The organism is Pseudomonas sp. SCPG-7, from assembly GCF_002156405.1.
Lineage (GTDB): Bacteria > Pseudomonadota > Gammaproteobacteria > Pseudomonadales > Pseudomonadaceae > Aquipseudomonas > Aquipseudomonas parakoreensis.
The window spans coordinates 1-19769 of sequence record NZ_MVOO01000004.1; the positions used below are offsets into that span (position 1 = coordinate 1).

Sequence of the window (19769 nt, forward strand, 5' to 3'; positions counted from 1 at the left end):
AAGGCCGGTTGAGGGCTTTTCCTCAACCATAGAATCTCCCACAGGGTTTTGTGTGATTCACAAAATCCGAATACGACGCGGACACTGTGGGAGCTGGCTTGCCAGCGATGAGGCCAGTCAAAGCACCACAAACCTCTAAATCAGTGAACCAGCCCAGCCTCCACCAACAACTGCTCCAACCCCAACAAATCCGGCACCTTGGCCACCTGTTCCCCGACCTGCACCGCCGCCTGCTCCAGCGCACACAACGGCACATCGACATAACTCAACTGACTGTCGAGCTTGTATGAGCGCGGAATCCCCTGCACCAGCAGCGCAATGAATTTCAGCTGCGGCAAGCCGCCGAGGGCGTTGAGGATGACGATCCGCGCGCGTTCGCCGATAACGATTTTCTGCCCGCAGGCCGACTCGAAACTCAGCAGCGGAATCTGCCGCTCCCGCCAGCTCACCCGCCCTAGGTACCACGGCGGGGTATCGAGGTCGAAGGCGCTGGCCTGGTAGTCGATCAGCTCGGCGACGGCGACGTTGGGCAGGATCAGGTTGCGGTCGGCCAGTGGCAGCAGCAGGCCGGTGAGTTGGCTGCTGCGCGCGTTGTGGCGGCGCTCATGCATGTTTCTTGCTCCAGTGGGCAATGCTTTCGAGCAGCACCGATTCCTGATACGGCTTGCCGAGGTAGTCGTTGACGCCGATGGCCATCGCACGGTCGCGGTGTTTCTGCCCGGTGCGCGAGGTGATCATGATGATCGGCAGGTGTTGCAGGCGTTCGTCGTGGCGCACCTGGGTGGCGACTTCGAAGCCGTCCATGCGCGGCATTTCAATGTCGAGCAGCATCAGGTCGGGCATGTGTTCTTCCAGCAGCAGCATGGCATCGACGCCGTCCTTGGCGGTCAGCACGTTCATGCCGTGGCGTTCGAGCAAACGGCTGGTGACCTTGCGCACGGTGACCGAGTCGTCGACCACCAGTACCAGCAGGGGTTTCTGCGGCTCACTGTCGATGTCCGCCTGCGCCGGATGCTGGGCGATCCGCGCCTGCATCGCGCGGATCGGCGCGAGCAAATCAAGAATCAGCACCACCCGGCCATCGCCGAGAATCGTCGCCCCGGACACGCCCTGCACCGCCGCGAACTGCGGGCCGAGGCTCTTGACCACAATCTCGCGGGTGCCGGCCATCGCATCGACCTGCACCGCGATGTGCCGATCATTGCACTGCACCAGCAGCACCGGCAATGGCAGGCTCTGGCCGAGCAGTTTCGGGCGTGGCGCGGTTTTCAGCAGCTCGCCCAGATAGCACAACTCGTAGCGCTGACCGGCGTAGTGGTAGCTCGGCGGATCATTGCGGTAGTGCCCTTCCAGATCATTCGGCAACACCCGGACGATGCCTTCGATGGTGTTCAGCGGAATCGCGTACTGATCCTCGCCGCACTGCACCATTAGCGCGCGGTTGACCGACACGGTGAACGGCAGACGAATGCGAAAATGCACGCCCTGCCCCGGCACCGAGTCGATGCTCATGGTGCCGCCGAGCTGGCGGACTTCTTCGTGAACCACGTCCATGCCGACGCCGCGTCCGGAAATCTGGGTGATCTTTTCCGCCGTGGAGAAGCCCGGCTGCAGGATGAACTGCAGCACGTCGCGGTCGCTGATCTCGGCGTCCGGTGCCAGCAGGCCGCGCTTGATCGCCTTGCGCCGCACCGCTTCGAGCGGCACCCCGGCGCCATCGTCACGGATATCGAAAACGATGTCGCCGCCCTCGCGGGTCAGGTCGAGGGTGATCGTGCCCTGCGCCGGTTTGCCCGCCGCCAGCCGCACTTCGGCCGACTCCAGGCCATGGTCGACGGCGTTGCGCAGCATGTGCTCCAGCGGCGCGGCCATGCGCTCCAGCACGTTGCGATCCATCTCGCCTTCGGCGTTGCCGATGATGAACGCGACGTCTTTGTTCAGCTCTTCGGCGACCTGCCGCACGATGCGTTTGAGGCGCGGCAACATCCGTTCGAACGGCACCATGCGCGTGCGCATCAGGCCTTCCTGCAACTCGGTGTTGATCCGCCCCTGTTGCTGCAACAGGTTCTCGGCGTCGTGGTTGCGGCGCTCGAGGGTTTCCTTGAGATCGAGCAAGTCGGAAGCGGATTCGAACAGCGCCCGCGACAGTTGCTGCAACTGCGAATGACGGTCCATTTCCAGCGGGTCGAATTCTTCGTAACCGAGGCGTTCGGCATCGACTTGCTGACGGCTGAGGATCCGCCCCTGGGTTTCGGTGTCGAGCCGGCGCAACTGATCGCGCATGCGTTCGATGGTGGTTTCCATCTCGTTCAGCGCGGTTTGCGCATCGCTGACTTGCTGCTCGATACGCCCACGGAAAATCGAGGTTTCGCCGGCCAGATTGACCAGTTCATCAAGCAGTTCGGCGGAGACCTTGACCATGTCCGCGCCAGCATCGGCGGCGGGTGCGGCAGGTTCGGTCTTGGCCGGAATCGGCAGCAACGGCGGCGTGTCGGGGGTCGCCGGATGGCTGAAATTCTGGATCGCGTTGATCAGCCGATCCGCCGGCGGGCATGGCTGCCCGGCGCGCACGCCGTCGAGCATTTGCGCCAGGCGGTCATGCCCGCGCTGCACCAGCGCGAACAGTTCAGCGGACGGTTGCAGCACGCCGGTGGCGAGGCTTTCGTAAAGGAATTCGAGCTCATGGGCGAGGTCGCCGATCGGGCCGATCTCGACCATCCGCGCGCCGCCCTTGAGCGTGTGCAGATCGCGCAGCAGGGTTTCCACTTCCTGCCGATTGCCCGGCTCGGCCTGCCAGCGCAGCAGCGCCGCGCCGGAGCTTTCGATGATGTCGAAACCCTCTTCGAGGAAGATGTCCAGCAGCTCCGGATCATGCGCCGCGCTGTCGGATTCAGCCGTCGGTTGCGCCGCTTCGGCAGTACCGGCGGCGCCCTGGCGGAACTGGCGGATCGTCTCGATCAGATCCTGCGCCGGGCGCAATGGTTGATGCGCCTGCAACTGCTCCAGCAACAAGGCCAAGCGGTCATGGCCCTTGTGCAGCAAGCGGCCCAGCGCATCGCTGTGACTGTAGCGACGATCCACCAGCCCTTCGTAAAGGCTTTCCAGCTCATGGGCCAGATCGCCGATGGCGTCGACCTCGGCCATCCGCGCGCCACCCTTGAGCGTGTGCAAATCGCGCTGCAACGACGACAGCGGCGCAGCGTTGTCCGGGTCGCTCAGCCAGCGTTGCAAGGCTTGCCCTGCGCTGTCGAGAATGTCTACCGCCTCTTCGAGGAAAATCTCGACGATCTCGTCGTCCGGCGCAGTCTCGACATTGGCGCGGGACAGTTCGGCGGTGGCGGCACCCAGTTCGCTGATGCTCAAAGTGCGGCTGCCGTCGCTGCGGATCAGCCCCATCGCTGACGGGTCGAGGCTTTCATCGAGCAGTTCGTGCAAGGCGCGGATGCGCTGCGGCTGCGGGGTAATTTCCTGGCCGGCAGCCAGTTCGTCGAGCATGTTGATCAGCGCTTCGTGGGCGCTCTGGGCTTCGTGGAAAAACCTGTCGCTGACCGCCAGGCTGCTTTCTTCGACGGCGCCATAAAGGTCGAGCAAGGCTTCGCACAACACATCCACCGGCAGCAGATCGGCGAGGTGTGCGCCTTCGCCCAACGTGGTCAGCTCATCCAGCAGCGCACTGAGTTCCTGGCGCTCGCCGGGGTGTTGCTGCCAGCGTTGCAACAGGCTTTCGGCATCGAGCAGGATGTCCATGCCCTGGGCGAGGAAGTTGTTGATCAGTTGCGGATCGCGCTTGATCCGCAGGCCGGTGTTCGGCGCGTTAAGGATCGCTTCCAGACGTTCGGCCTGCAGCGTTTCGGTGCGTTTGATCAGCGACTGCGCACCGACAATCGGCGCCAGCGGATCGTGCTTGAGCTGGCGCAAACCAACGCGGAACAGGCCTTCGGCTTCGAGGAGCAATTCCACTTCATCCAGATCCAGTGGCAACTGATGCGCCTTGAACTCGCGCGCCAGTTTATCCAGCGGCGCGGCCAGTTCAGCAATCGGCAATACGCCGGCCATCGACGCACTGCCCTTGAGCGTGTGCAAGGCGCGCTGCAATTCGTCGCTGGCCGGCAGCGGCACATGCTCGGCGGCCTGATCGAGGAAGCGGTTGAGGCTGGCGAGGTGGGTTTCGGCCTCGTTGCGGAATATCTCCAGCAACAGCGGATCGAGGGCCGCCACATCGTCGACGTCTTCGGCTGCCAGCGGCTCGACGCCTTTGGCCAGCGCATGCGCGCGGGCTGCCAGTTGATCGACATCGCTGCGCTGCCGCTGGCGCTGAGTGGCGAATTCGCTGATCAGTTCCGGCAGCAGCAACACCGTGTCGGTGAGCAACTGCTGCACCTGCGCACCGGGCTCGACGCTGTGTTCCAGCACGCGGTTGAGCAGGTTTTCCACGGCCCAGGCCAGCTCGCCAAGGATCAGCGCACGAACCATGCGCCCGCTGCCCTTCAAGGTGTGAAAAGCGCGGCGCAGTTCGGTCAGGGCGGCGCGGTCGTGAGTGTCAGCCGTCCAGCGCGGCAGGTATTCGTGCAGGACTTCGAGCACCTCGTCGGTCTCTTCGAGGAACACTTCGCGCAGTTCATCGTCCACCGGTGCTTCATCGAGCGGCGGCGGCATCAGGCTGCCGGGGGTGATCAAGGCCGGCGGGTTGACTGCCGATACCGGACTGGCCAGCACCTCCGCCAGTGACTGCACGGTCTGCGGATCGTCCAGCGCCTGCAGATCCTGCATCACCAGCGCTTCGCTGGGGCTGAGTACATCGTCGAGCAACGGCACGTGAGGTTCGCCGGGGGGCTCGTCAGGAAAGAAACCGAGGCTGGCGAGGCTCTTCTGTGCAACATCCAGCAGTTGTTCATTCGGCGCTTGCGGGTCGTCGCTCAGGCGTTCGAGGTAATACTCGAGGCTGGTGATGACGTCGGCGAGGTGATCCAGTTGCTGCCAGCCCGGCTCATGCGGATCGAGCAGCAGGTGTTCGCGGATGAAGCTATTGCAGGCCTCGACCAGACTCGCCGCGCGGCTCAGCGGAATCATCGCCAGCGCGCCGCGCACCTGGGTCAGCAACTCCGGCAGCGGTTGCAGTTGCTGGCGATCCCAGTCGGCGTCGATGTAATCGACGATCATGTCCTTGGCCTGTTGCAGGCAGATGCGCGCTTCCTTGATCACGATCTGGTGGATCTGTGTCAGGTCGGTGGTCGGCAGGCGCGCGTCTTCGGGACTTTCCGGCTCTACGGTGCCGACCATTCCGGCAAGGTTGGCTTCGACGTAGAGCAGCGCGCCGGCAACGTCCATCAGGGTCGCGTCATTCGGTTCGCGCTGGCCCTGAGCGAGGCTGAGGACCACCGCCAGTTGATCGATGATGACTTTGCGCGGCTGACCAAAACCGAGCACCGCAAGGGTGTCGGCGATCTGCCGCAGCGGCGCCAGCAGGCTCTCCAGATCAGCAGTGTGCTGACGGTCGCTGCGCACGAACAGGTCGAGGCGCTCCTTGACCCGCACCAGCTCTTCGCACAGCGCCGCCAGCACCGAGCGCATCGCATCGCGGTCGGGGCCGGCCAGGCGCGCGCGTTCTTCGTCGACCATCGCGCTGTCGGGCAACGCGTCGTCCAGGGAGTAGCGATCTTTCATGGTCAGCATCTGCCCGGTGGGATGTTCGGCTTTGGCAATATAGAACAGCAGGCTTTTCAGCAGCTCCGGCGGGGCCGGCTGATTGAGGCCGCGCGGGCCTTGTTCAAGCAGGCGCTTGAGTTCCTTGTCGGCGTCCTTGAACAGGCTGCGCAGTGCCGGACTGTTGGCGATGGAGCCTTCGCGCATGCCTTCGACCAGCGCTGAAGCGACCTGCCACAGCGGACTCAACGGCGCATCGCCGCTGAGCGCTTCGAGGCGCTGGAAGACTTTCGCCAGGTATTCGAGGTGCGTCTGGTCGTCCTGCTCGCGCAGCAACCCGACCAGCGCCATTTGCAGCATCTGGCGCAACTTGCGCAGCATGTTGGGCCACTCGGCCGGCTCCAGCGCGGCCAGCGCTTCTGCGCTCAACGGCGGCAAGTCCGGCAGTGGCGGGCTGAACAGGCTGGTTTCCGAGAGCAGGCTGTCGCCGCGCGCACTGCGCAGGTCGTTGATCAGCGGCAGCACCACCAGCGGCAAGTCGCGGCGGGCGCTCTGCACCCGATCGAGGTAAATCGGCAGTTGCCCGAGGGCTTGCAGCAGCAAGTGCAGGGCTTCATCGCGATGGGCGACGCGCCCCTGCTGCAAGGCTTCGACCAGATGCTCCATTTCTTCGGCGAGCAACGCCGCGCCGTAGAACTCGACCATCTGCAAACTGCCGTGCACCTGATGGATATAGCCCAGGCACTCATCCAGCCCCGGCGCGGCCTGCGGGTCATCTAGCACGGTTTCAATCGCTTGATGCGCCTGCCTCAGCGTTTCGGCAATTTCACCCTTGACCCATTCGAGGGCCACGTAGTCGTGCCGGTCACCCATAACCACTCCACTCACGCCTTGTCCGTCGCGGACGCCGACGGCAAGGTGAAACCGGATACCGAACGGCGCAGCTGACTGGCCATCTTCGCCAGGTTGCCGATGCTCTCGGCGGTGGCGGTCGAGCCAGACGAAGTCTGCGAGGTGATCTGCTGGATCACGTTCATCGTCAGCGAGATTTGCCCGGCCGACGAGGTCTGCTGCTGTGCCGCGTTGGAGATGCTCTGGATCAGCGCCGCAAGGGTTTTCGAAACACCTTCGATTTCTTCCAGCGCCACACCGGCATCCTGCGCCAGTCGCGCGCCACGCACCACTTCGGTGGTGGTCTGCTCCATGGAAATCACCGCTTCGTTGGTGTCGGTCTGAATCGCCCTCACCAGCGTTTCGATCTGCCGGGTGGCGGCGGACGAGCGCTCGGCCAGCCGCTGCACTTCATCGGCAACCACGGCAAAGCCGCGCCCGGCGTCCCCGGCCATCGACGCCTGAATCGCCGCGTTGAGCGCAAGGATGTTGGTCTGGTCGGCAATGTCGTCGATCAGGCTGACGATGTCGCCGATTTCCTGGGACGACTCGCCGAGGCGCTTGATGCGTTTGGCGGTGTCCTGAATCTGTTCGCGGATGTTGTCCATGCCGTGGATGGTGTTGTGCACCACCTCGTTGCCCTTGTTGGCGATTTCCACGGAACGCTCGGCCACCGCCGAGGACTCAGCGGCGTTGGCCGACACCTGATCGATGGACTGGGCCATGTCGCTGATCGCGGTCGAGGCTTCGGAAATCTGCTGCGCCTGATGCTCCGAGGCCTGGGCCAAGTGCATGGCAGTGGCCTGGGTTTCCTGCACGGCGGCAGCCACCTGGCCGGCGGTGAGGTTGATGGTCGCAACCAGATCGCGCAGTTGGTCGACCGAGTAGTTGATCGAGTCGGCGATGGTCCCGGTGAAGTCTTCGGTCACCGAGGCGGTCACCGTCAGGTCACCGTCGGCGAGGTCTTCGATCTCGTCGAGCAGGCGCATGATCGCGTTCTGGTTACGCTCGTTCTTCTCGGCGGTCTCGCGCAACTGGCGGTTGGTTTCGCGGACCATGACCATGCCGATCAGGATGATCGAGGCCAGTGCCAGCAAGCCCAGGACGTAGCCGCCAATGGTGTCGGTGCTGCGCCCGCCGGCAAGGTTTTCGAAACCGCTGGCGAGGTGCGAAGCCTCATCAAGCAGGGTCTGCGACAGGCTGAAGATGTTGCTCGCCGATTCACGGACCTTGAACAGCTCCGGCGAGGTTTCGAGGATTTCGTCCACGGAGCCGGAGACGAACTGGAACAGCTCGGAAATTTCACTCAGGCGCGCACGGGCATCGCGGTCTTCGACCTGGCTGATTTTCAGGGTCGGGTTGCCCTGCAACATACCGTTGAGCACCTGGCCGAAACGGGTGGCGTCGCGGCCAAAAGCGTCGGCGGCCTGCTGCGAGTTTTCGTCGCCTGCAAGCACGGTGTTGACCGCGCCGAGAATGCGTTCGGCCAGCAGCGATTGGCGCTGGGCCATCGCCACTTGCGCCGCCGGGGCGCCGCGTTGCAGGAGAATTTCGACGACTTTTTCGTATTCGATCTGCAACTGCGGCACAGTTTCGGCCAGGGTCGCGGCGACCTGATGCAGCGAGAGTACGGTCTGTTCGCTGGAGAGAATCGCGTCGGTGTTTTTCAGCAGGCGTTCCCAATCCAGCTGCACCGCGCGCATTTCCGGGCGCACGGCGGCTGGTGCGGGTGGCAGGCCGGTGGCCGGGTCGCCCTTTTTCAGATAACCCCAACGCTGGGCAAAATCGTTGCGCGCATCGCTCAGCAGCTTGAACGCGGCGGCCTTGCCGGCGGCGGCCTCGGTGGCGTTCTTGGCGATGCGTTGCGACAGCACGCGCAGCTCACCGGCGTGGCCGATGTACTGCTTGTCGTAATTGGCCTGGGTGTTGAGGTAGGCGAAGTTGGCGAACAGCAGCATGATGAACACGATCAGTGCGATGAACAGCACGATGATCTGCGAACGACTGCGCGACCCTTCTGCCGACTTGCCTGTTTTTGCCTTTGTCATCGGTCCTCGCCTATTCCCGCGCCATTTAATGCTCACCGAAAACCCTGTGGGAGCGGGCTTGCCCGCGATGAGGCCGGCACATCCGACATCTATGGCGACTGATCTGACGCCATCGCGGGCAAGCCCGCTCCCACAGATTTGGGTGGTGTTTCGACTAAATCGCGACGCTCATGAACACCGGCGATTTGGCCAGCGCAAACAGGCTGAACACCCGCCAGTTCTGCTCACGCCGGAAATAGCCTTTGACGAACTCGGCCTTGGAGCCCTGGCGCTTGCTGATCGAGATCGGTTCGAAGCTGTCCTGCTCGAAGTGCTGCAGGCCGAACACCTCATCCACCAGCAGCCCGGCAAACACGTCGTTGTGCTCCACCACCAACACCCGCCGCTGTTTGCGCAGCGGTGACAGTTCGTGACCGAAAAAGCCGCACAGGTCCATGATCGGCAGCAAGCGCCCACGCAGGTTAGCCACCCCTTTGACCCACGGCTTGACCCCGGGCAACTGAGTGCAGCGCGGTTCGTGCAGCACTTCGCTGACTTCGCCCATCGGCGTCACGTACCAATGCTCGCCGAGGCGAAAACCGATGCCGCTCCAGCGATCCTGACGGCCGGGCTGCGACGGCAGGTCCGCCGCCAGCAGACGGCAGCGCTGGTCGATCTGCCACAACAGCTCGAACGCGGTCAGCGACTGGTTCATGGCCGCGCGATCAACCGGCCAGCACGTTGTTCAGGGTCTTGATCAGCATGTCTTCTTCGACCGGTTTGGTCAGGTAATCCTTCGCACCCTGGCGCGTGCCCCAAACCTTGTCGGTTTCCTGATCCTTGGTGGTGATGATGATCACCGGAATATGGCTGGTCTCGGCATCCTTGGTCAGTTGCCGGGTGGCCTGAAAGCCGTTGAGGCCGGGCATGACGATGTCCATCAACACTGCGTCGGGTTTTTCCTGACGGGCCAGGGCCACGCCGTCGGCGCCGTTTTCGGCCTTGAGCACTTCATGGCCGTGCTTTTCCAGCATGCCGGTGAGTTTGTACATTTCAGTCGGCGAATCATCGACGATCAGGATACGTGCCATGGTCTTCCCCATTTTTCTTGTCGACTCCCGGCCCGCTGGCCGAGCGTCACTGTACGTGTCTTACTGCGGCAAAACGGCGGCAAAGCCCGGAACGTGGGCCTGAATCGCGTCGAGCAGTTCTTCCTTGCTGAAAGGCTTGGTCAAAAATTGATCAGAACCGACAATCCGCCCCTTGGCCTTGTCGAACAGCCCGTCACGCGACGACAGCATGATCACTGGCGTGGCCTTGAACGCACTGTTGTTCTTGATTAAAGCGCAGGTCTGATAACCATCCAGACGCGGCATCATGATGTCGACAAAAATGATCCCGGGGTGGTTGTCGGCGATCTTGGCCAACGCGTCGAAGCCGTCGATGGCCGTGATGACCTCGCAGCCCACATTCTTCAACAGCGTTTCGGCGGTGCGACGAATCGTTTTCGAGTCGTCGATCACCATGACCTTCAAGGCGCTGGACTGCTGTTCCATAAGGGGGCTCTACCGTCGCCTTTGCGAATCAAATTGTCCGTTTTGCGATGAGTAATGGCTGGAAACCCTTGATGCTCAAGGGCCAGCACGCTATGCCAGCCTTTTTAGCACAGTCTCCAGATGCAATCTATCGACGGGTTTTTCCTTGACCGAAAACCCGCCCGGAGCCACTCTGGCGGCACTTTTTCAATACCGATCCGGTAGCCAATTTTCGAGGAAAACCCAATGAGCGTTCGCGTCGGGATTGTCATGGACCCTATCGCCAGCATTTCCTATAAAAAGGATAGCTCGCTGGCCATGCTGCTGGCCGCGCAGAAACGTGGCTGGGAACTGTTCTACATGGAACAGCGCGACCTGTATCAGGCCGAAGGTCAGGCCCGGGCGCGCATGAAGCCGCTGAAAGTCTTCGCCAACCCGGAAAAATGGTTCGAACTGGACGCCGAGCAGGACAACCTGCTGAGCGACCTGGACGTGATCCTGATGCGCAAGGATCCGCCGTTCGACATGGAGTTCGTCTACTCCACCTACCTGCTGGAACAGGCCGAAACCGCCGGCGTGCTGGTGGTCAACAAACCGCAGAGCCTGCGCGACTGCAACGAGAAGCTGTTCGCCACGCTGTTCCCGCAGTGCACCCCGCCGACCATCGTCAGCCGTCGTCCGGACTTGCTGCGTGAATTCGCCGACCACCATGGCGACGTCATCCTCAAGCCGCTGGACGGCATGGGCGGTTCGTCGATCTTCCGTCATACCGCCGGTCACCCGAACCTGTCGGTGATCCTTGAAACCCTGACGCTGCACGGCAAGCAGCAGATCATGATTCAGGGTTACCTGCCGGCCATCGTCGATGGTGACAAACGCATCCTGATGATCGACGGCGAGCCGGTGGATTACTGCCTGGCACGGATTCCGGCCCAGGGCGAAACCCGTGGCAACCTCGCCGCCGGTGGTCGTGGTGAAGCGCGGCCGCTGACCGACAAGGATCGCTGGATCGCCGCGCAAGTCGGCCCGACCCTGCGTGAGAAAGGCCTGCTGTTCGTCGGTCTGGATGTGATCGGTGAGCACCTGACGGAAATCAACGTCACCAGCCCGACCTGCATCCGCGAAATCGACAACGCATTCGGCACCGACATCGGCGGCATGCTGATGGACGCGATCGACAAGAAGCTGCAAGCCGCCGGCAAAAAGCCACAAGCTTGATGCACGTCACATGCAGTCTGTCGCTTGAAGCGTGAAGCCCAAGGCGTGAAACCAACATTGCGTTATCATGCGCAGCCTCTGAAAAACGCGATGTTGGTTTTCTTGTCATGACCCTCCCGTCCGATCTGCCCGCAGAACTCGCCCAGCGTGGCGTGCGCCCGGCCGATCGCCTCGGTTTTACCCTGTTTCTCGCGGCGCTGATTCATTTGGCGCTGCTGCTCGGCGTGGGCTTCACCATGGTCGAGCCCAAGCAAATCAGCAAAACCCTGGAAATCACCCTCGCCACCTTCAAGAGCGAAACCAAGCCGAAAAAGGCGGATTTTCTCGCTCAGGAAAACCAGGAAGGCAGCGGCACCCTCGACAAGAAGGCGATTCCCAAGACCACCGAGGTCGCGCCGTTCCAGGACAATCAGGTCAAGAAAGTCACCCCGCCTCCGGCCGCCAAGCCAGAAGTACGCGAGGCCGCGCCGAAAGCTGCGGTGACCACGGTGGCGCCGAAACAGCAAAAGGCGCCGACCAAGAAAGAAGAAACCAAAACCGAAACCAAGCCTGCGGTCAACGCGCCGACATTCGACAGCTCGCAGCTGTCCAGCGACATCGCCAGCCTCGAAGCCGAACTGGCCAACGAACAACAGCTGTACGCCAAACGCCCGCGGATTCACCGCTTGAGCGCGGCCTCGACCATGCGCGACAAGGGCGCCTGGTACAAGGACGACTGGCGCAAGAAGGTCGAGCGCATCGGCAACCTCAATTACCCGGAAGAAGCGCGGCGCAAGCAGATTTACGGCAACCTGCGCCTGATGGTTTCGATCAACCGCGACGGCTCGCTGTATGAAGTGCTGGTGCTCGAGTCCTCCGGCCAGCCGCTGCTGGATCAGGCGGCGCAGCGCATCGTCCGACTGGCGGCACCGTTCGCGCCGTTTACCGGCGATCTGTCGGATATCGACCGACTGGAAATCATCCGCACCTGGAAATTCGCCCGGGGCGACAAGCTTTCCAGCAACTGACCGCCGGCATAAGGGCTTTTGTGGCGAGGGAGCTTGCTCCCGCTGGGCTGCGAAGCGGCCCCCTGGCATTTTTCAGACACACCTGGATATCAGATTTTACGACTGCTGCGCAGCCGGGCGGGAGCAAGCTCCCTCGCCACAGGGGGCGGGCAGACCATTTGCAACGCATCTCCAGCTTGTCAGTTCGCCCCTTGAACGCCACACTATCGCTCATGAAAAACGTCAGCCCCAGCTACCTCAAGCATCATTTCCTGATCGCCATGCCGCACATGGCCGACCCGAACTTTGCCCACACCTTGACCTACATCGTCGAGCACACGGCCAATGGCGCCATGGGGCTGGTGGTCAATCGACCGCAAGAGCTGAATCTGGCTGACATCCTCGAGCAATTGCGCCCGGACATCGATCCGCCAGCGCTGTGCCAGCATGTGCCGATCTTCATCGGTGGCCCGGTGCAGACCGATCGCGGTTTCGTCCTGCACCCGTCGGGCAAGACCTTTCAGGCCACCGTCGAACTGGACGGTGATCTGGCGCTGTCCACCTCGCAGGACGTGCTGTTCGCCATCGCCGACGGCGTAGGCCCGGCGAAAAGCGTAATCACCCTTGGTTATGCCGGTTGGGAAGCCGGGCAACTGGAGGCCGAGCTGGCCGACAACGCTTGGCTGACCTGCCCGTACGACGCCGACATCCTGTTCAACACCAGCAGCGAGCTGCGTCTGGAAGCGGCGGCACGGCACCTGGGGATCAACCTCAGCCTGCTGACCAGTCAGGCGGGGCACGCCTGATGGCCCTGCGCCTGATTCTCGGCTTCGACTACGGCACCAAACAGATCGGCGTTGCGGTCGGCCAGGTGATTACCGGCCAGGCCCGTGAGCTGTGCACCCTGAAAGCGCAGAACGGCGTGCCCGACTGGAATCAGGTCGAAGCGCTGTTCAAGGAATGGAAACCCGACGCCGTGGTGGTCGGCCTGCCGCTGAACATGGACGGTACGCCCAGCGAGATGTGCCTGCGCGCGGAGAAATTCGCCCGCCGTCTCAATGGCCGTTTCAATGTGCCCTTCTATACCCACGACGAACGCCTGACCACCTTTGAAGCCAAGGGTGAGCGACTGGTGCGTGGCGGGCAGAAAGGCAGTTACCGCGACAACCCGGTGGACGCCATCGCCGCCGCTCTGCTGCTGCAGGGCTGGCTCGATGAAAACACTGCATTGTTTGAATCCTGACAAGCGCTTCGGCGCTTTTCTTTTGGTTATAAACCCAGCCACGTCCGGCAGGACGCGGCTCGGAATCACGAAGGAGCATCCATGAGCCTGCCCAATCCCGCCGATCTGATCAGCCAGATGGCGACCCGCCTCAAGGCGCACCTTGCACAGCGTGATATCAGCGAACCGCGTTACATCGGCATTCGCACCGGTGGTATCTGGGTCGCACAGGCCCTGCTCAAGGAACTGGGCAGTGACGCGCCGCTGGGCACGCTGGATGTTTCCTTCTACCGCGACGACTTCAGCCAGAACGGCCTGCACCCGCAAGTGCGTCCGTCGGCCCTGCCCTTCGAGATCGAAGGCCAGCATCTGGTGCTGATCGATGACGTATTGATGAGTGGCCGGACCATCCGCGCCGCCATGAACGAACTGTTCGACTACGGCCGCCCGGCCAGCGTGACCCTGGTCTGCCTGCTCGACCTGGACGCCGGCGAGCTGCCGATCCGCCCGAACGTGGTCGGCGCGACCCTGTCGCTGGCCGCCAATGAGCGGGTCAAGCTGTCCGGCCCGGAGCCGCTGACGCTCGAACTGCAAGACCTGAATTCCTAACCCGCCCTTATTGAGAGTCCCCCTCGCGATGACGCCTCTAGATACCAAGCGCCCGCTGCAGCTCAATGATCAGGGCCAGCTGCGCCACTTCCTCTCGCTCGACGGCCTGCGCCGCGAGTTGCTGACGGAAATCCTCGACACTGCCGACTCGTTCCTCGAAGTCGGTGCCCGGGCGGTGAAGAAGGTCCCGTTGCTGCGCGGCAAGACCGTGTGCAACGTGTTCTTCGAAAACTCCACCCGCACCCGCACCACCTTCGAACTGGCGGCCCAGCGGCTGTCGGCGGACGTGATCACCCTGAACGTGTCGACCTCGTCGGCCAGCAAGGGCGAAACCCTGCTCGACACCCTGCGCAACCTCGAGGCCATGGCCGCCGACATGTTCGTCGTGCGCCACGGTGATTCCGGCGCCGCACACTTCATCGCCGAGCATGTCTGCCCGCAGGTGGCGATCATCAACGGCGGCGACGGCCGTCATGCGCACCCGACCCAGGGCATGCTCGACATGCTGACCATCCGTCGGCACAAGGGCGGTTTCGAAAACCTCTCGGTGGCGATTGTCGGCGACATCCTGCACTCGCGGGTCGCGCGCTCGAACATGCTGGCCCTGAAGACCCTGGGCTGCCCTGACATCCGCGTGATCGCGCCGAAGACCCTGCTGCCGATCGGCATCGAGCAGTACGGCGTCAAGGTCTACACCGACATGAACGAAGGCCTCAAGGACGTCGACGTGGTAATCATGCTGCGCCTGCAGCGCGAGCGCATGAGCGGCGGCCTGCTGCCGAGTGAAGGCGAGTTCTATCGCCTGTTCGGCCTGACCACCGCACGTCTGGCCGGAGCCAAGCCCGATTGCATCGTCATGCACCCGGGGCCGATCAACCGTGGCGTGGAAATCGAGTCCGCGGTGGCCGACGGCCCGCACTCGGTGATCCTCAATCAAGTCACCTACGGCATCGCGATCCGCATGGCCGTGCTGTCCATGGCCATGAGCGGGCAAACAGCGCAACGTCAATTCGAGCAGGAGAACGCCCAGTGAAGCTCAGCATTCTCGGCGCCCGCGTCATCGATCCAAGCAGCGGCCTGGATCAAATCACCGATATCCACGTTGAAGCCTGCAAGATCGTCGCCCTTGGCGCCGCACCCGCCGGTTTCACTGCCGTTGAAACCATCGACGCTCAAGGCCTCGTTGCCGCGCCCGGGCTGGTCGATCTGAACGTCGCCCTGCGCGAACCGGGCTACAGCCGCAAAGGCAGCATCGTCAGCGAAACCCGCGCGGCGGCGGCGGGCGGCGTGACCAGTCTGTGCTGCCCGCCGAAAACCAAACCGGTACTCGACACCTCGGCCGTGGCCGAACTGATCCTCGACCGCGCCCGCGAAGCCGGCAACACCAAGGTGTTTCCGATCGGCGCGCTGAGCAAAGGCCTGGACGGCGAACAGCTGGCTGAGCTGGTGGCGCTGCGCGACGCCGGGTGTGTGGCGTTCGGCAATGGCCTGGAGAGTTTCCGCAACACCCGCACCCTGTGCCGGGCACTGGATTACGCGGCCACTTTCGACCTGACGGTGATTTTCAATTCGCAGGATCACGATCTGGCCGATGGCGGTCTAGCCCATGAAGGTGCCGTTGCCAGTTTCCTTGGCTTGCCGGGCATTCCGGAAACTGCGGAAACCGTGGCTCTGGCTCGCGATCTGCTGCTGGTCGAGCAGACCGGCGTGCGCGCGCACTTCAGCCAGTTGACCAGCGCGCGCGGCGTGGCCCTGATCGCTCAGGCGCAGGCCCGTGGCTTGCAGGTCACGGCGGATGTCGCCCTGTATCAGTTGATTCTCACCGATGAAGCGCTGATCGACTTCAGCAGCCTGTATCACGTGCAACCGCCGCTGCGCACCCGCGCCGACCGCGACGGCCTGCGTGAAGCGGTGAAGTCCGGGGTGATTTCGGCGATCTCCAGCCATCACCAGCCGCATGAGCGCGACGCCAAACTGGCGCCGTTCGGCGCGACTGAGCCGGGTATCAGCAGTGTGGAATTGCTGCTGCCGCTGGCGATGACGCTGGTTGAGGATGGTCTGCTGGATCTGCCGACCCTGCTGGCGCGCCTGAGCACTGGGCCTGCGGACGCGCTGCGTTTGCCGGCGGGCAAACTGGAAGTCGGTGGTGCGGCGGATATCGTGCTGTTCGACCCGAAAGCCTCCACCGTGGCCGGCGAAGGCTGGCTGTCGAAGGGCGAGAACTGCCCGTTCCTCGGTCACACTCTGCCGGGAGTGGTGCGCTATACGCTGGTGGACGGGCGGATCAGCCACCAGGCGTAACGCTGTGGCGAGGGAGCTTGCTCCCGCCGGGCTGCGCAGCAGACCTTCTTTTGGATCAAGAGAGGGGCCGCTTCGCGACCCAGCGGGAGCAAGCTCCCTCGCCACAATTACTGGAAAGCGCCGCGATTCTGCGCGTTGCGCACGGATACCTGATCATTCAGGGTCCAGAAGTCATACAGCACCCCGACAAAGAACAACCCGCCGGTCAGCAGATACAGCAACCCGCTGATCCACTTGCCCTGGTACATCCGGTGCACGCCGAACACGCCCAGGAACGTCAGCAGAATCCACGCCACGTTGTATTCGATCGGCCCTGCGGTGAAACGCAGATCCGCCTCGCGATCCATTGCCGGGATCAGGAACACGTCGATCAGCCAGCCAATGCCCAGCAGACCGAAGGTGAAGAACCAGATCGTCCCGGTCACCGGCTTGCCGTAATAGAAGCGGTGAGCGCCAGTGAAACCAAAAATCCACAGCAGATAACCGATGATTTTGCTGTGCGTATCCTGCGGTGCAGCGACCTGCTGATAGCGGTTCATGAAGACCTCGATTCACTCGATAGATAAATTTTCTTTAATTCTTTGTGACTTTTTTACAGGGAGCCGACGTACGGCAAATGATACTGTGTCGTCCGTCAAAGCCTTATACCACCGGACTTCTGTCGGACAATCGCGTCCATTTGCCGCTTGTTTGGTTCCGTTGCCTCCCGATTGAATCGACCAACGGCCTCGGAAGGGACAAAAAAGCTGTTATAAAGTTGCGCGCTACCACCTAAGAGCCACGCCTAATGCGACCATTTTTCAAGACATGGCTAACTATTTGCCTATTAATGCCACTGGCCGCCCACGCCACCAATCGTGAGCAACGTCTTCCCAACGTTAACGGTTTCACTCCTAAATCCCATGCTTCGGCTCCTTCGAGCAAGAGCAGCAAACAAACGAAACACACCACGCTCGCCAGCAAGAATCACGGCAAGCTGGTGCCACCGATGGCCAACAAGGAAAGCAGCAACGTCCTGAGCCGTGCGGTGAACGTCCTCGGTACTCCCTACCGTTGGGGCGGCAGCAGCCCAAGTAAAGGCTTCGACTGCAGCGGTCTGGTCAAATATGCGTTCAACGATGCCACGTTCGACCTGCCACGCACCTCCAACGCCATGGCCAGCGGGCATGGTGAGAAAGTCGAACGCAAGGACCTGAAACCGGGCGACCTGATTTTCTTCAACATCAAGAGCCGCCGGGTCAACCACGTTGCCATCTACCTGGGCAACGACCGCTTCATCCACGCACCACGCCGTGGCAAAGCGGTCAGCATCGATACGCTGAACAAGCCGTACTGGGAACAGCACTACGTGGTTGCCAAGCGTGTGCTGCCGAAAGAACCGGGCGGCAAGCAGATGCGCGTGGTTCAGCGCTGAAACACGATCAACTGTGGCGAGGGAGCTTGCTCCCGCCGGGCTGCGCAGCAGCCCCAAAATCTTGTGAGCGCTACGCGCTCAAGCGGGAGCAAGCTCCCTCGCCACAGGTGCATTCCAGCCTTTAGAAATTATCCGGCGTACGCGCCTTTTCCCGCGCATGCTCGCGGCTGATCAAGCCCTTGGTCACCAGTTCCTTCAGGCACATGTCGAGTGTCTGCATCCCCAACGACCCACCGGTCTGAATCGCCGAATACATCTGCGCCACCTTGTCCTCGCGGATCAGGTTCCGGATCGCCGACGTTCCCAGCATGATCTCGTGCGCCGCCACCCGCCCGCCACCGATCTTCTTGATCAGCGTTTGCGACACCACCGCCAGCAGCGACTCGGACAACATTGAACGCACCATGGACTTCTCGTCGCCCGGGAACACATCGACAACTCGGTCGATGGTCTTGGCGGCCGACGTCGTGTGCAGCGTGCCGAACACCAGGTGCCCGGTCTCGGCGGCAGTCAGTGCGAGGCGGATGGTTTCCAGGTCGCGCATCTCACCCACCAGGATCACGTCCGGGTCTTCGCGTAGCGCCGAGCGCAATGCCGTGGCGAAACTGCGGGTATCGCGATGGACTTCGCGCTGATTGATCAGGCATTTGCGCGATTCGTGGACAAACTCGATCGGGTCTTCGATGGTGAGAATGTGATGATGGCGATGGGTGTTGAGGTAGTCGATCATCGCCGCCAGCGTGGTCGACTTGCCGGAACCGGTCGGCCCGGTCACCAGCACCAGCCCGCGTGGCGCATCGGTGATCTTGCGAAACACATCGCCCATGGCGAGGTCTTCCATGCTCAGCACTTTCGACGGGATGGTGCGGAACACCGCACCGGCGCCGCGGTTCTGGTTGAACGCATTGACCCTAAAACGCGCGACGCCGGGAACCTCGAACGAGAAATCCGTTTCCAGGTGTTTCTCGAAGTCGACGCGCTGGGTGTCGTTCATGATGTCGTAGATCAATTCGTGCACTTGCTTGTGATCCAGCGCCGGCAGATTGATCCGCCGTACATCGCCATCGACGCGGATCATCGGCGGCAGACCGGCCGACAGGTGCAGGTCGGAAGCGCCCTGTTTGGCGCTGAACGCCAGCAGTTCAGTGATATCCATAGCGTCCCTCAATTCCAGTAGAATGCCGCGAACCTTCAGACCGCCGGCGCCTCTTGATGTCCACGATAGCAGACAACATTCTTCAGGTTAGTTCGCGCATCCAGGCTGCCACCGCAGCGGCCGGGCGCAGTGAAAACAGCGTGCAGTTGCTGGCGGTCAGCAAGACCAAACCCGCACAAGACCTGCGTGAAGCCTACGCCGCCGGCCTGCGTGACTTTGGCGAGAACTATCTGCAGGAAGCCTTGGGCAAACAGCTCGAACTGGCCGACCTGCCCTTGATCTGGCACTTCATCGGCCCCATTCAATCGAACAAGACTCGCGCTATCGCCGAGCATTTCGACTGGGTGCACTCCGTGGATCGCCTGAAAATTGCCCAACGCCTGTCCGAACAGCGCCCGGCCGAGCTGCCGCCGCTGAACATCTGCATTCAGGTCAACGTCAGTGGTGAGGCCAGCAAGTCCGGCTGCACCCCGGCCGACCTACCGGCGCTGGCCGAGGCCATCAGCGCCCTGCCCCGATTGAAACTGCGCGGGCTGATGGCGATTCCCGAGCCGACCGAAGATCGCGCCGAACAAGACGCCGCTTTTGCTGCCGTGCAACGTTTGCAGGCCAGCCTGAATCTGCCGCTCGACACACTTTCCATGGGCATGAGCCACGACCTCGAGTCGGCCATCGCCCAAGGCGCCACCTGGGTGCGGATCGGTACCGCCCTGTTTGGTGCCAGAGATTACGGTCAGCAATGACCGACAGCCATCTGAAAAAGGACC

17 protein-coding genes are annotated in these 19769 nt (G+C 62.4%); 9 read left to right on the forward strand and 8 right to left on the reverse strand.

Translation table 11 applies throughout. The features are described from left to right. Nucleotides 1-140: 140 nt before the first annotated feature. From B1722_RS09340 to pilG, 6 genes are all read right to left on the reverse strand, one after another. Nucleotides 141-611 carry a chemotaxis protein CheW gene (locus B1722_RS09340; protein WP_086792248.1) on the reverse strand — a complete coding sequence of 157 codons (471 nt, stop codon included), beginning with the start codon at nt 609-611 and terminating at the stop codon, nt 141-143. Further along, complete coding sequence (locus tag B1722_RS09345; protein ID WP_086792250.1) at nt 604-6516, reverse strand: Hpt domain-containing protein; 5913 nt, start codon at nt 6514-6516, stop codon at nt 604-606. Before B1722_RS09345 ends, B1722_RS09340 begins: the two co-directional genes overlap by 8 nt. A gap of 11 nt (nt 6517-6527) precedes the next feature. Continuing rightward, nucleotides 6528-8582 (reverse strand): methyl-accepting chemotaxis protein, encoded by a 2055-nt coding sequence (locus tag B1722_RS09350; protein WP_041063506.1) that lies wholly within the window; start codon nt 8580-8582, stop codon nt 6528-6530. Nucleotides 8583-8736: 154 nt separating this feature from the next. Beyond that, nucleotides 8737-9276 carry a chemotaxis protein CheW gene (locus B1722_RS09355; RefSeq protein ID WP_007964098.1) on the reverse strand — a complete coding sequence of 180 codons (540 nt, stop codon included), beginning with the start codon at nt 9274-9276 and terminating at the stop codon, nt 8737-8739. A gap of 10 nt (nt 9277-9286) precedes the next feature. Then, nucleotides 9287-9652, reverse strand: a complete 366-nt coding sequence (gene pilH, locus B1722_RS09360) for a twitching motility response regulator PilH (RefSeq protein WP_025109154.1) — start codon at nt 9650-9652, stop codon at nt 9287-9289. 60 nt (nt 9653-9712) lie between these two features. Further along, nucleotides 9713-10117 (reverse strand): twitching motility response regulator PilG, encoded by a 405-nt coding sequence (pilG, locus tag B1722_RS09365; protein WP_041063509.1) that lies wholly within the window; start codon nt 10115-10117, stop codon nt 9713-9715. A gap of 225 nt (nt 10118-10342) precedes the next feature. Here pilG and gshB point away from each other — a divergent pair, with 225 nt between their 5' ends. The 7 genes from gshB (at nt 10343) to B1722_RS09400 (ending at nt 16432) form a co-directional block, all read left to right on the forward strand. Continuing rightward, a complete protein-coding gene (gene gshB / locus B1722_RS09370; RefSeq protein ID WP_086792252.1) occupies nt 10343-11314 on the forward strand; it encodes a glutathione synthase in 972 nt (323 codons plus the stop codon). 107 nt (nt 11315-11421) lie between these two features. Then, nucleotides 11422-12321: an energy transducer TonB gene (locus B1722_RS09375; RefSeq protein WP_041063513.1), complete on the forward strand. Its 900-nt coding sequence runs from the start codon at nt 11422-11424 to the stop codon at nt 12319-12321. A gap of 212 nt (nt 12322-12533) precedes the next feature. Next, complete coding sequence (locus B1722_RS09380; protein ID WP_041063515.1) at nt 12534-13106, forward strand: YqgE/AlgH family protein; 573 nt, start codon at nt 12534-12536, stop codon at nt 13104-13106. Continuing rightward, nucleotides 13106-13543 (forward strand): Holliday junction resolvase RuvX, encoded by a 438-nt coding sequence (gene ruvX, locus B1722_RS09385; protein ID WP_003229101.1) that lies wholly within the window; start codon nt 13106-13108, stop codon nt 13541-13543. The genes B1722_RS09380 and ruvX overlap by 1 nt, the downstream gene beginning before the upstream one ends. Nucleotides 13544-13624: 81 nt before the next feature. Then, nucleotides 13625-14131, forward strand: a complete 507-nt coding sequence (pyrR, locus tag B1722_RS09390; RefSeq protein WP_007964111.1) for a bifunctional pyr operon transcriptional regulator/uracil phosphoribosyltransferase PyrR — start codon at nt 13625-13627, stop codon at nt 14129-14131. Between the two features lie 28 nt (nt 14132-14159). Further along, a complete protein-coding gene (locus tag B1722_RS09395) occupies nt 14160-15164 on the forward strand; it encodes an aspartate carbamoyltransferase catalytic subunit (RefSeq protein WP_041063517.1) in 1005 nt (334 codons plus the stop codon). Further along, nucleotides 15161-16432, forward strand: a complete 1272-nt coding sequence (locus tag B1722_RS09400; RefSeq protein WP_086792255.1) for a dihydroorotase — start codon at nt 15161-15163, stop codon at nt 16430-16432. The genes B1722_RS09395 and B1722_RS09400 overlap by 4 nt, the downstream gene beginning before the upstream one ends. A 107-nt stretch (nt 16433-16539) precedes the next feature. Here B1722_RS09400 and B1722_RS09405 read toward each other — a convergent pair whose 3' ends face one another. Further along, nucleotides 16540-16971 (reverse strand): TM2 domain-containing protein, encoded by a 432-nt coding sequence (locus B1722_RS09405; RefSeq protein ID WP_041063521.1) that lies wholly within the window; start codon nt 16969-16971, stop codon nt 16540-16542. Nucleotides 16972-17219: 248 nt separating this feature from the next. Between B1722_RS09405 and B1722_RS09410 the strand changes: the two genes are divergently transcribed. Continuing rightward, nucleotides 17220-17846, forward strand: coding sequence for a C40 family peptidase (locus B1722_RS09410; RefSeq protein ID WP_086792257.1), 627 nt, complete (start codon nt 17220-17222; stop codon nt 17844-17846). 121 nt (nt 17847-17967) lie between these two features. Here B1722_RS09410 and B1722_RS09415 read toward each other — a convergent pair whose 3' ends face one another. Continuing rightward, nucleotides 17968-19002 carry a type IV pilus twitching motility protein PilT gene (locus tag B1722_RS09415; protein WP_041063525.1) on the reverse strand — a complete coding sequence of 345 codons (1035 nt, stop codon included), beginning with the start codon at nt 19000-19002 and terminating at the stop codon, nt 17968-17970. A gap of 56 nt (nt 19003-19058) precedes the next feature. Between B1722_RS09415 and B1722_RS09420 the strand changes: the two genes are divergently transcribed. Then, nucleotides 19059-19745 (forward strand): YggS family pyridoxal phosphate-dependent enzyme, encoded by a 687-nt coding sequence (locus B1722_RS09420; RefSeq protein ID WP_041063527.1) that lies wholly within the window; start codon nt 19059-19061, stop codon nt 19743-19745. The last annotated feature ends 24 nt before the right edge of the window (nt 19746-19769 follow it).